At 69.7% G+C, this 12,280-nt stretch carries 11 protein-coding genes; 8 read left to right on the top strand and 3 right to left on the bottom strand.

What is annotated here, in order from left to right; genetic code table 11:
- Positions 1-64 precede the first annotated feature (64 nt).
- Together TF1_RS00725 and TF1_RS00720 are read left to right on the top strand one after the other, a co-directional pair.
- Entirely contained in the window at positions 65-460 is a 396-nt protein-coding gene (locus tag TF1_RS00725; RefSeq protein ID WP_011291839.1) for a hypothetical protein, read from the top strand.
- Between the two features lie 13 nt (positions 461-473).
- On the top strand, positions 474-848 hold the full coding sequence (locus tag TF1_RS00720; protein ID WP_011291840.1) for a GntR family transcriptional regulator: 375 nt from the start codon (positions 474-476) through the stop codon (positions 846-848).
- 271 nt (positions 849-1,119) lie between these two features.
- Here the strand turns inward: TF1_RS00720 and TF1_RS00715 are convergent, their stop codons facing one another.
- Positions 1,120-2,436 carry an RNA polymerase sigma factor gene (locus TF1_RS00715; RefSeq protein ID WP_011291841.1) on the bottom strand — a complete coding sequence of 439 codons (1,317 nt, stop codon included), beginning with the start codon at positions 2,434-2,436 and terminating at the stop codon, positions 1,120-1,122.
- Between the two features lie 272 nt (positions 2,437-2,708).
- Positions 2,709-3,884, bottom strand: a complete 1,176-nt coding sequence (locus TF1_RS00710) for an AMP-binding protein (RefSeq protein WP_011291842.1) — start codon at positions 3,882-3,884, stop codon at positions 2,709-2,711.
- A 92-nt stretch (positions 3,885-3,976) separates the two neighbouring features.
- Between TF1_RS00710 and menB the strand changes: the two genes are divergently transcribed.
- The 4 genes from menB to TF1_RS00690 all read left to right on the top strand — a co-directional run bounded on the left by menB (position 3,977) and on the right by TF1_RS00690 (position 8,774).
- Positions 3,977-4,816, top strand: coding sequence for a 1,4-dihydroxy-2-naphthoyl-CoA synthase (menB, locus tag TF1_RS00705; protein ID WP_011291843.1), 840 nt, complete (start codon positions 3,977-3,979; stop codon positions 4,814-4,816).
- The gene (locus tag TF1_RS00700; RefSeq protein ID WP_016188638.1) at positions 4,813-5,766 is read left to right on the top strand and encodes an o-succinylbenzoate synthase; all 954 of its coding nucleotides are present in this window, start codon (positions 4,813-4,815) and stop codon (positions 5,764-5,766) included. Before menB ends, TF1_RS00700 begins: the two co-directional genes overlap by 4 nt.
- A gap of 221 nt (positions 5,767-5,987) precedes the next feature.
- Positions 5,988-7,649, top strand: a complete 1,662-nt coding sequence (gene menD / locus TF1_RS00695) for a 2-succinyl-5-enolpyruvyl-6-hydroxy-3-cyclohexene-1-carboxylic-acid synthase (RefSeq protein ID WP_011291845.1) — start codon at positions 5,988-5,990, stop codon at positions 7,647-7,649.
- Between the two features lie 207 nt (positions 7,650-7,856).
- Positions 7,857-8,774 (top strand): universal stress protein, encoded by a 918-nt coding sequence (locus TF1_RS00690; RefSeq protein WP_011291846.1) that lies wholly within the window; start codon positions 7,857-7,859, stop codon positions 8,772-8,774.
- Between the two features lie 35 nt (positions 8,775-8,809).
- Here TF1_RS00690 and TF1_RS00685 read toward each other — a convergent pair whose 3' ends face one another.
- On the bottom strand, positions 8,810-10,033 hold the full coding sequence (locus TF1_RS00685) for an isochorismate synthase (RefSeq protein ID WP_011291847.1): 1,224 nt from the start codon (positions 10,031-10,033) through the stop codon (positions 8,810-8,812).
- A gap of 173 nt (positions 10,034-10,206) precedes the next feature.
- On the opposite strand from TF1_RS00685, the gene TF1_RS00680 reads away from it, so the two are divergent.
- A complete protein-coding gene (locus tag TF1_RS00680) occupies positions 10,207-11,829 on the top strand; it encodes a glycoside hydrolase family 10 protein (protein ID WP_011291848.1) in 1,623 nt (540 codons plus the stop codon).
- 141 nt (positions 11,830-11,970) lie between these two features.
- On the top strand, positions 11,971-12,261 hold the full coding sequence (locus TF1_RS00675) for a DUF3040 domain-containing protein (protein ID WP_011291849.1): 291 nt from the start codon (positions 11,971-11,973) through the stop codon (positions 12,259-12,261).
- The last annotated feature ends 19 nt before the right edge of the window (positions 12,262-12,280 follow it).

Here is a 12,280-nt window from a genome sequence, read left to right as displayed (position 1 = left end):
TCGGAAACCGGACCACTGCAGCCCTCTAAAGTGGGTGCTAACCATCCAAGACAAGGGAGCGAGCATGGTGCTGGGAGCCCGCAAAGTCGGAGCAGAGGCGCGTGCGCGATACGCAGAGGACACCGAGAAAGCGCAGCAGCTTCCCGAGCTGCTCGAAGCAGCCCGGAAAGCGGAGGAGGAGCTGCTGCGGGCCCGCCGGGAGGGCGCCGACGTGGTGGAGCTCAACCGGTTGGGGGTCGCCTACGATGCGGCTCTCACCGAGGCGATGCGCGCCGCCTACGCCCACCAGCGGGTACTGGTGGGCCTCCGCGGCTACGAGGACCGCATCTACCGGCGGCGTCGTCTGGCCCGCCCAGAGGTGAAGAAGGCCACGGAAGTCGCAGAACGGCTGTTGAGCCTGCGGGAGCAGCACCGCCTGCACGGTATTGAGCGGGTCCCGCGCAGCCCAGTGACAGCCTGAAGGGCGTGACACCATGGCGACGGACTTTGTGCGTATCGACCCGAATTCCAAAGTTCCGCCGTACGAGCAGATCCGCGCGGCCGTCGCCAACGCCGCTGCGAGCGGACGGCTGCCGGTCGGCTACAAACTGCCTACGGTGCGTGCCCTAGCCAGCGAACTGTCGGTGGCAGTGAACACGGCGGCGCGCGCCTACCGGGAGCTGGAACAGGCAGGCGTCGTGGAAACCCGGGGCAGGTCGGGCACGTTCATTGCGGCCGGCGGCGACCGGCAGCGCGCCGAAGCGCTGGCGGCGGCACGCCGCTACGCCGAAACAGTGTCCCGGTTGGGGATCTCCCAGCAGGAGGCTGTGGACATCGTGCGGGCGGCAGTAGAGAACCTCACCCGCTGACGGGGCACGAACCAGCAAGGCAGCCGTCCTCGCAACAGGCACAGAACGACCGTCAGCGCCCCGCCGGGTGCTGCCCCGCGTTCGCCGGGCAGGACGAGTCCCGTTCCCCAGACTGGGGGCGTGGCGGGCTCACAGCTCAGCGGCCACGCCGTGACAGGGCACGTGTCGACGCTGCCGGGGATGCCTGGACGAGCAGCGGCTTCTCCCGCGCGTCGCGGCGCCGCGCACCACCCGTCTGGTGCGGGAGCCGCGACGCGCGGCCCATACCGGATCAGCTAGCGAAGTCCAGCAGTTGCCGGGCGCGGCTGGGATGCCGCAGCTTGGACAGGGACTGCTTCTCCAACTGTCGGATCCGCTCCCGGGTCAGGCCCAGGTGCTTGCCGATCTCGTCCAGGGTGCGCGGACGCCCGTCAAATAGGCCGAACCGCAGCGACATGATGGTCGCTTCACGGGGCTCCAGGTCGTCGAGCGCGCGACGCAGTTGGTCGGCCATCAACTGGCGGTCCACCACCTCGGACGCCTCGGACGCGTCCACGTCCTCGATGAGGTCGCCGATCCGGGTCTCCCCGTCTTCGCCGATCGTCGAGTCGAGACTGATCGGCTGGCGGGTGATCCGCAGCAGCTCTTCGATCTGCGCCGGGGTCTTCCCGAGCTCCTGGGCCAGCTCGTCGGGGGTGGGTTCGCGGCCCAGCGTCTGGTGCATATCGCGCTCCAGACGGCTGAGCTTGCTCAGCAGCTCCAGCACGTGGACCGGCAGCCGGATCGTCCGCGCCGAGTCCGCGAAACCGCGCTGAATCGCCTGGCGGATCCACCACATGGCGTAGGTGGAGAACTTGTAGCCCTTGGCGTAGTCGAACTTCTCCACGGCGCGGATCAGCCCGAGGTTGCCTTCCTGCACCACGTCAAGCAGGGGCATGCCGCGGTCGCTGTACTTTTTCGCCACCGACACCACCAGGCGCAGGTTCGCTTCCAGCATGTGCGCCTTGGCGCGGCGGCCGTCCTCAGCGATCCACTCCAGCTCTTCGCGTTCGGTCTCGCTCATCTCCTGGGGGCCGGGAGACTCCTCCAGCCACCCCAGCTTGTATTCGGCGTACAGGCCAGCCTCGATTCGCTTGGCGAGCTCGACCTCCTGCTCCGCGGTGAGCAGTTCCCGGCGTCCGATAGCCTTGAGGTAGGTATGGACAGAGTCGCCCAGAGCCGGTGAATGGTCGTCAAGATCGGCCTCGGGGGCGTCAGTAGTCTCCGCCCCGGCCTGGGCTGGCTGCTTCTTCCGGCTTCTTTTCTTGGCAGAACGGCGTCGACCGCTCCCCTTCGAAGTCGTCTCCAGAACAGCTTCCAGCGTGTCGTCGTCACCGGGGTCCACCGGAGTATCCTCGTTGTTGGCGATCCGGACTCCGGTGTCGGACAGCTCCCGGAGAAGAGAACGGCCTTCGGCAGGGGTGATCCCGGCCTCGGAGAACGCAGTACGCAGCTCGGAGAGAGACACGTGTCCCCGGGCGCGTCCCCGTGCGATCAGCTCATCAAGCGTCGCCGAGGCGGCCTCGATCTCCGCCGTTACGGGAGAGGCGGCTTGGGCAGTGCGCGACATGAGAGCACCTCCCTCCCTTCAAGACAGTCGGGCACGCGGCGGAAGAGGAAAACCGCCGTCTTGGGCGCGCCACTATGTCCAACGTGTGAAAGAGTCAAATGTTCCCGAATCTCGATTGGATATCGACCTAAGTGACCGCGGTCACCAGCGTGGTAGGGGATGGCGAGGTTCCGGGCGGGGAAGAGAAAAAGACTTGGACGGCAAGGAGGGAGGGGGTTAACGGCCCTCCCTGGCAACAGATATGACGCTGGGTGACGCCGGGAAGTTCCCGGTCATCCCTGGCTCAACTGGCGCACGTCCGGTTTTCCGGAGGGAAGCAGCGGCAGCTCCGCGCGAAGGTCCAGTTCCCGGGGCGCGGCATAGCGGGGCAAGTGGGCGCTCACCCACTCCCGGATCTCCGCCAGAGTCGGGGGATGCGTCGGATCGGCGGGAACCACGACCGCGGTGACCCGCTGCCCCCACTCCGGGTCGGGACGGCCCACCACGACAGCGTCCGCCACCGTGTCCAACCGGGTAAGGAGCGCCGCCACCTCCCCGGCTACCACCTTGTGGCCCCCCGTGTTGATGACATCGTCGGCACGCCCGCGGACCCGCAGCCGCCCGTCGTCCACCACGCCGAGGTCCGAGGTGCGGAACCAGTGGCGGCCCGCACGCTCCGCCCGATGGGCAGCGGTCAAGTCCGGGCGGAGCCGATAGCCGCGGTACAGCACAGGCCCCGCCAGCAGGATGCGGCCTTCCGCGTCAACGTCGACGGCGACCCCGTCCAACGGCAGGCCGTCGTACACACAGCCGCCGCAGGTTTCACTCATCCCATAGGTGGTGACGATGCGCCCGCCCGCGCGGCGGGCCTCCGCGAGCAGGCCGGGATCGGCGGCAGCACCCCCCAGCAGAATGGTGCGGAATTGCGACAAGTCCACGCCTGCGGCAAGCAGGCGGCGCAACTGAGTGGGCACGAGGGACACGTGCGGGCGCTGCCTGGCCGCGGCCTGCACCGCTTCAACCGTGAACGGGCGGAAGAGCACCGGCGCGTCCAGCAGGCGGGCCCGCAGCAGCACTTGCAGCCCGGCGATGTGCGCGGTGGGCAGCACGCACAGCCACGGCTCGCCCTGCTGCGCACCGATCCGCGCGGTCGAGGCCCGGGCGGACGCGAGGAGCGCGTCCGCGCTCAACTCCACTCCTTTAGGCTGGCCGGTCGACCCCGACGTGCTGACGACCACTGCCACGTCGTCGGCCACCGGGACCCCGTCGGCAAGCGCGACCACCCCCTGCGGGGTGCGCATACTGGTGGGGCGCAGCGTCTCAACCAGGCGCCGGAGGTGGGAATCGGGAACGTCCCCGGGGATCGGCAGGAGGGCGGGCCCGTGCCCGGCCACGGCGGCGTCGACAAGCTCGGCGAGACGCTCAGCGGCAAGGCCTACCACGGCCTGCAGGGGACGTCGGTTCCGCATGGTTGTCCAGGGTAGTGCGCAGCCGGTTCCACGGGGGGATTAGGGTTGACCCCCGAAAGTACAAGGTTGGACAGACCAGGAGAGGCAAGAACGTGGGCAGCGTGGTGGACTGGAAGCGGTCCGGGGACTACACCGACATCATCTACGAGACCGCGGAGGGCATCGCCAAGATCACCATCAACCGCCCGGAGGTACACAACGCTTTCCGCCCACAGACCCTGTTCGAGCTGCAACACGCCTTCAACGTGGCCCGAGACGACTCCTCCATCGGTGTGATCATCCTCACCGGGGCCGGGGACAAGGCGTTCTGCTCCGGCGGGGACCAGAAGATCCGCGGCGACGACGGCTACCTGGGCGACGACGAAGTGGCCCGTCAGGGGATCGGCCGGCTCAACGTGCTTGACCTGCAAGTGCAGATCCGGCGGCTGCCGAAACCGGTGATCGCTATGGTCGCGGGCTACTCCATTGGCGGCGGCAACGTGCTGCAGATCTGCTGCGACCTGACGATTGCCGCCGACAACGCCCGTTTCGGACAGACCGGCCCCAAGGTCGGCTCGTTCGACGGCGGCTACGGCTCCTGGCTGCTGGCGCAGACCGTGGGCCTGAAGAAAGCCCGGGAGATCTGGTACCTGTGCCGCCAGTACACCGCGCAGGAAGCCCTGGAAATGGGCATGGTTAACGCGGTGGTGCCGTTGGAGCGGCTCGAAGAGGAGACCGTCGCCTGGGCGCGGGAGCTGCTGGAGAAGTCGCCGCTGGCGATCCGCATGCTCAAGGGCGCGCTGAACGCGGTCACGGACGGGGCCGCGGGCATGCAGCAGTTCGCCGGGGACGCCACCATGCTCTACTACATGAGCGAAGAAGCGCAGGAAGGACGCGACGCGTTCAAGGAGAAGCGCCGTCCCCGGTTCGACAAGTTCCCGCGCCGCCCGTGACCGGCCGGGCATTCGCCATCCCGCTGCGCACCCGCTTCCGGGGGATCACCGTCCGCGAAGGAATGCTGGTGCGCGGCGCCGCAGGATGGGGAGAGTTTTCACCGTTCGCGGAGTACGGTCCCCGCGAATGCGCCCGCTGGTGGGCGGCCTGCTACGAGGCGGCGGAACTCGGCTGGCCAGCACCGGTGCGCGACACGGTTCCGGTCAACGCCACCGTCCCCGCAGTGGGCCCGGAGGAGGCCGCGCGTATCGTGGCCTCCTCCGGATGCACCACAGCCAAAGTGAAGGTGGCGGAACGCGGGCAGAGCGAAGCCGACGACGTGGCCCGGGTAGAGGCGGTGCGGGACGCGCTCGGCCCGCGCGGGCGGGTCCGTATCGACGTCAACGGTGCGTGGGACGTCGACACCGCGGTCCGCATGATCCGGCTGCTCGACCGCTTCGAGTTGGAGTACGTGGAGCAGCCGTGCGCCACGGTCGACGAGCTCGCCGAGGTACGGCGGCGCGTGTCGGTGCCGATCGCAGCAGACGAGTCGATCCGGCGTGCCGAAGACCCGCTGCGGGTGCGGGACGCGGAAGCTGCCGATGTGGTGGTGCTCAAAGTCCAACCCCTCGGCGGGGTGCGGGCCGCGCTGCGGCTCGCTGAAGAGTGCGGGCTGCCCGTCGTGGTCTCAAGCGCCGTGGAAACTTCGGTAGGGTTGGCCGCCGGAGTAGCGCTGGCCGCGGCACTCCCCGAACTACCGTACGCGTGCGGGCTGGCCACGCTGCGGCTGCTGCACGCCGACGTGTGCGACGACCCGCTCCTGCCCGTCCACGGGGTGTTGCCCGTGCGCCGGGTGGACGTGTCCGAGCAGCGGCTAGCGGAGGTGGAGATCGACCCTGCGGCGTGGCAGGCGCGGCTGGCAGCGGCACGCGCCGCCTGGGAGCAGGTCGAGCGAGAGCCGGGGCCGTGAACTACGGTGGGGCGCGCCTGTGACACGCGGCAGCAGCGGACACGAGAGCGGGTGACGGACCGGTACCGGTGACGAACCGGTCGACACGGGGGCATATTCTCGGGTTCGTCACGGTCGGCTCGTGGTGGCGTTCCGGGGAAAGCCGACCAGAACACCTAGGCGCGGTGTCAAGGTGTTCGCGGATACGACTGGCAAGTAGGTCTTGCGGTGAGAGAGTACGCATGAATCCGTCTACCGCACTGGCGCGTGTCCTTGTCGACGAGCTGGCTCGGCTGGGGCTGACCGAGGCAGTGATCGCGCCGGGCTCCCGTTCCACGCCGCTGGCCTTGGCCCTGGTGGCCGACACCCGGATCCGCACCCACGTCCGCATCGACGAACGTTCCGCGTCCTTCCTGGCTGTCGGTCTGGCCCGCGCCTCGCGCCGCCCGGTTGCGCTCGTGTGCACCTCCGGTACGGCCGCAGCGAACTTCCACCCCGCCGTGCTGGAAGCTGACCAGAGCGGGGTCAGTCTCATCGTGCTCACCGCGGACCGGCCTCCCGAACTGCGGGGGACCGGCGCCAACCAGACAGTGAACCAGATCGGCCTGTACGGTTCCGCGGTCCGGTTTTTCGCGGAAGTGGGCGTGCCGGAACGCGAAGCAGGCATGGTCGCCTACTGGCGGTCCCTGGTCTGCCGGGCCTGGGCTGCCGCCCAGGCGAACAAGCCGGGTCCCGTCCACCTCAACCTGGCGTTCCGGGAGCCGCTGGTTCCGGAACCGGGAGGGCAGCCCTGGCCGGAACCGGTGACGGGGCGGCCCGACGGGAAACCGTGGATCACCGTCGACCTCCAGCGGAACGAACCCGAACCGGTGGAACTGCCGTGGGTGGAGCGGGGCGTCATCGTCTGCGGTGACGGTGACTACGACCCGATCCCCCTGCTCGCCCTGTCCGCCCAGACCGGCTGGCCGCTGCTGGCCGAACCCACCTCGAACGCACGCAGGGCGGAAGCCCTCTCCAGCTACCGGCAACTGCTCGCTGTCCCCGAGTTCGTCGCCGCCCACGAACCGGAACTGGTGGTGAGCGTGGGACGGCCGGGCCTGTCCCGGCAACTGCTCGCCTACCTGCGCCGCGCCCCGCGGCACGTAGTCGTGGGGGACCCGGTGGCATTCGCCGACCCGGTGCGGACCGCCACCGACGTGGTCGGCGCGGTCACCGCCCCGCCGTCCGCCACCCCCGACACGGCGTGGGCCGCATCCTGGGCCGCAGCGGAAGCAGCCGCCCGGGCCGCCGCCGACCGGCTGCTCGACAGCGACGAGACGCTCTCCGAGCTGCGGCTGGCCCGCGACCTGGCCGCCCACCTGCCCGCAGGGTCTCTCCTGTTCGCTGGGGCCAGCATGCCGATCCGGGACTTGGACGCGGTGATGCGGCCGCGGTGCGGGCTGCGGCTGATCGGCAATCGAGGCGTCAGCGGGATCGACGGCACCGTCTCCACCGCGGTGGGTGCAGCCCTCGCCCACCAGGCCGACGGCGGAGGGGAAGCGTTTGCCCTGCTCGGCGACCTGGCGCTGCTCCACGACCAGAACGGGCTCCTGCTGGGCCCGGACGAGCCCCGCCCCAACCTGACGATCGTGGTGGTCAACAACGACGGAGGCGGGATCTTCTCCGAACTGGAGCAGGCCGGGCACCCCGACTTCGAACGGGTTTTCGGCACCCCCCACGGCGTGGCCGTGGAACAGGTCGCCGCCACCGCGGGACTGCCCTACACGCGCGTGGAGTGGGCCACCGACCTGCCCAAAGCCCTCATCGGGGACGGGCTGCGCCTCGTGGAGGTTCGCACAGACCGCGCTGCTTCAGCCCGCCTGCGCCGCGCTCTGCAGGAAGCAGTCGCCGCCGCGGTGCGGTAACCCCGCGGACCGGACAGGACCCGGAGAGCTTTCGCGGGAACCACGCCGTCCCGGCCGCACAGGTCCGGCTCCTGGGGTGACGCACAGTAGTGTGCTGCTGGCCCGGCCACCATTGTCGCGGCGGGACACGCGCGGCCTGCCGGGCCCGGAGCCGCCACGGAGCAGCCGGGTAGAAAAGGCGAGACGCCGACCAGGGAAGGAGAGCGCATGTCGGACCGAGAAACCGTGCCGGGCACGGTCGTGGTCGGAGTGGACGGCTCGGAAGGCAGCCTGCACGCCTTGGACTGGGCGATTGACGCTGCCGCGGGGCGCGGGGCCACGCTGCGCCTGGTGTATGCGATGGGGCTGCCGCTCGTCACCGTCCCGCTGGGAGGACCGATCCGCACCGCCCCTTCCCCGGAAGTCTCTCAAGCAGCAAAAGCGCTCCTTGAAGAAGCGCTGCGGCGCGTCCAGGAGGCCGCACCCAGCTTGCGGGCCGTCACCGAAGTGTCCCGGGCCGAAGCCCACCACGCCCTGCTGAAATCCGCGCAGGACGCGGAACTGCTCGTCGTCGGCTCCCGCGGGTACAGCGGGGTCGCGTCGCTCTTCCTCGGCTCGGTAGCGCAGCGTGTCGCCTCCCACGCCACCTGCCCGGTCGTGGTGGTGCCGCCGACCAGCCAGGAGGCCGCGGCCCGCCGCGGCCGTGTCGTCGTGGGCGTGGACGGCTCCGAGCATGCCGCTGCCGCGCTGCGGTTCGCGCTGGTCGAAGCGGAACGGCTGCGCGCCGAACTCGTCGCTGTATACGCGTGGCAGGCGCCGGACGCCCCCGTCGACCCGTTCACCGTGCTGCAGGCCGACGTGGCAGTCGACCGGGAGCAGCAGGTCGCTCGGGCCCGCGAATGGCTGCTCCGCACCGTGGATGAAGCCCGGACCCCGCTCACCCAGCGGGTCCCGGTCCGTGTAGAAACCCCCGAGAAGCATCCCGCGGCAGCGCTGCTGGACGAAGGCGCCGACGCCGACCTGATCGTCGTCGGGTCGCGGGGCCGCGGCGGGTTCACCGGGCTGCTGCTCGGCTCGGTCAGCCAGCAAGTCCTGAACCACGCCGTCGTGCCCGTCGCTGTCGTGCGCGTCTCCTCGGCTGGTTGAGCCCGAGGCGCCCCGCTGCGGGGCGCCTCGCAGCGTTACCGTCCGGTGAGGGCGGCGCGCACCGCGCGGAACTTCGCCACGGTTTCCGCGAGCTCCGCCTGCGGGTCAGAGTCGGCGACGATCCCTGCCCCAGCGAAGAGGCGGGCCCGCGGCCCGGTGATCTGAGCGCAGCGCAGCGCGATCCCCCACTCCCCGTCGCCGCGCGCATCAATCCACCCCACCGGCCCGGCGTAGCGGTCGCGGCGCATTCCTTCCAATTCGCCGATGACGTCCATCGCTACCCGGGTCGGGGTGCCGCCCACCGCGGCAGTGGGATGCAGGGCCGCCAGCACTGGCAGGGTCGCCGTCTTTGCGGGGAGTACGGCCCGCACCGGGGTGGCCAAATGCTGCACGTTGGCAAGACGCAGCAGTTCGGGGTGGCGGGGCACGTCCAGTTCCGTGCAGAACGGGGCCAGCGACTCGCGCAGCGACTCCACCGCATAGGCGTGCTCTTCGACATCTTTCGCGGAAGTGAGCAGCGTTTTCGCGAGCACAGCGTCGTCGTCCGCGGTGGCCCCCCGCGGCGCGGTCCCCGCCAGCACCAGCGACTCCAGGCGGGTGCCGGTACGGCGCAGCAACAGTTCCGGGGTAGCCCCGGTCAGTCCCACCACCGAGTAGACGTAGCAGTCCGGATAGTCGGCGGCCAGCCGCTGCAGCGGGGTGCGGACATCAATGGGATGGTCCGCTTCCGCGACAAGGTCGCGCGCCAGGACCACTTTCGCTAGCCCGGTGGTGTGGATGCGGTCCACGGCCTGGCTCACCACTGCGCACCACTCTGCTTCGCTGAGCGTGCCCGGCCGCCACCGCAGTGCCCCCACCGGGCGGGGTGGCGGCACGGCCGGCAGCGGGTCGGCTTCGTCACCCACCACGGTGAGCCACGTCTGCCCGTCCCGCCGTCCCACGACGACTCGCGGCAGGATGAGCGTGGATCCGGCGTCGCGGCCGTCGAACGTGAACGAGCCGAACACCACAGGTCCGCTACCCGGCACCCCCACGTCGTCGTCCACCACGATCGTCGAGAACAGCGATTCAAGCCATTCATCTGCCGCCGTGAACCGTTGAATGCCGGACCGCTCCGGCTCGGCGGGCAGTTCCAAGCGCGCCGCGACTCCCCACGCCACCAGTCCCTCACCCCGCCGAACCCACGCCAGCGGTGCGGCGGGAGGCAGCAGGTCGAGCAGAGCGCGCTGGTCACGCAAGGCAACGGTGCGTGCGGTCACACGTGCACCGGAGGTCGGAGAAATCACGAGGATGGAGTCTATGCTGCCGCCCTCTCCGGCCGACGCCGCCCCGCTGCCTCGCCCGGCTGTCCCGGCATGGGAGGGGGCGAAAGCCGTCTAGGCTTGCCAACGTTTACCCCTCTTCTACCGAAACGTGTCGTGGAGAACACCCCATGGGATGGTTGACCCGTGCCACTGCTGCCGTGATGCTGCTGTCTATGACGGCCGCATGCGGACCAGTCCCCGAGGGGGCCGTCCCCCGCGTGACTACTCCGACCACTGAAACAGGCGACGCCGCCGCATCTCCCGCACCGAGTGCCGCGGCAGAGCTCACGCCGATCCCCGAGGACTGCGCAACAGACCCGGCCTATCCGAAACGGCAGATGCGCGGCGTATGGCTCACCACCGTCCGCAACATCGACTGGCCTTCCGAGCCCGGGCTGAGCCCCCAACAGCAGCAGGAGGAGCTCACCGCTTTTCTGGACCGCGCTGTCGAACTCGGGTTGAACGCGGTGTTCTTCCACATTCGCCCCACAGCGGACGCGGTCTACGCCTCAGACAAGGAACCGTGGGCCCGCTACCTGACCGGCACCCAGGGCGGCGACCCCGGCTACGATCCGCTGGAATTCGCGGTCGCAGAAGCCCACACACGCGGCCTGGAACTGCACGCCTGGTTCAACCCCTACCGGGTGGGGTGGCGGGAAGCCGACCTGGAGCACCTTGCCGACGACCATCCAGTGCGCCGCAACCCGGAGTGGATGATCGTCTACGACGACCAGGGCTACCTCGACCCCGGCAACCCCGAAGTCCGCGAATGGGTGGTCGACGTGGTCGCGGATGTCGTGGAACGCTACGACGTCGACGGGGTGCATTTCGACGACTACTTCTACCCGTACCCTGCCTCAGGGGAGACGTTCGACGACGACGCCAGTTGGCAGGCCCACGGCGACGGTTTCCCCGACCGGGACGCGTGGCGGCGCGACAACGTCAACCAGCTCATCCGGCAGGTGCACGAACGCGTCCACGACATCAAACCGTGGGTGCGGTTCGGGGTGAGCCCGTTCGGGATCTGGCGCAACCGCAGCAGCGACCCTTCCGGGTCGGCCACCAGCGGCCTGCAGTCGTACGACGCGCTGCACGCCGACACCCGCACGTGGATCCGCGAAGGCTGGATCGACTACGTGGTCCCGCAACTGTACTGGCCGCAAGGGTTCGCCGCCGCTGACTACGCGGTCCTCGCGCCGTGGTGGGCCGAGGAAGTGGCGGGCACGGGAGTGGACTTGTACATCGGCCAGGCCGCCTACCGGGTGGGGGAGGACGGCTGGAAAGGTGCGGACGCCCTCGCAAAACAGCTCGACTTCAACACGCAGCACCCGGAGATCACCGGCGACATCTATTTTTCGATGAAGGACCTCAACGGCCGGGCCCGCACAGCCATAGAGCAGGTGGCTGCCAACCACTATGCGCGCCCTGCGCTGCCCCCCGTCGCGAGCGGCGCGTCAGGACAGCCCGCCCCGGTGCGCGACCTCGTCGCCGACACCGGTGAAGACGGGGTGACCTTGCGGTGGGAAGGCGACGCAGACCACCGGTGGTACGCGGTCTACCGGGTGCCCGCAGACACGGACGCGTGCGCCCTCGCCGACGCCAAGCACCTGGTCGCGGTGCTCGGCGGCGACCAGCACACCTACCGCGATCCGGCACCGGGAAATGAAGCAGTGCGCTACCACGTGACAGCGGTGGACGCGTTCCGCGTGGAAAGTGTCCCCTCCGCGGGGGTGGTCGTGAACCCGAGGTGAGCGAAGACCAACCTTTCAGTTAGGTCTGGGCGGCCTAGGCCTGGTATCGCCCCGTCGCCGAACGGATAAGAAACTGGGTAACACCGCACACACGCGCAGACGCGCACCGGTGCTGGTCCCCAGTCGGTGAAGGAGGGCGCCATGTCGTTGCGGGAGAACGAGAGACGCATCCTGGCGGAGATCGAACACCAGCTCAGTACCGACGATCCGGAGCTCGCTGAGGCACTGGCCTCTTTCGACGGGGGCGACCGCTTCTCATCAGAAGAGATCGCGGAGACGTGGAAGCCGTGGGCGATCTGCGCGGCGATCGCGTCCGTGGTGGCAGGGCTGCTCGTCGTCCTGTTCCTCGCGATCCCCGGCCCGCAGCCCAGCGGGGAGGATGCGCCGTCGCCGCGCCCCAACGGGATGGTGATGCAGATGCGCGTCCGGTAACCGGGAAGCAGGCCCGTGA

It is taken from the genome of Thermobifida fusca NBRC 14071 = JCM 3263, assembly GCF_001592045.1.
Classification (GTDB): Bacteria; Actinomycetota; Actinomycetes; order Streptosporangiales; family Streptosporangiaceae; genus Thermobifida; species Thermobifida fusca.
This window is presented reverse-complemented; position numbering and strand designations above follow the sequence as displayed.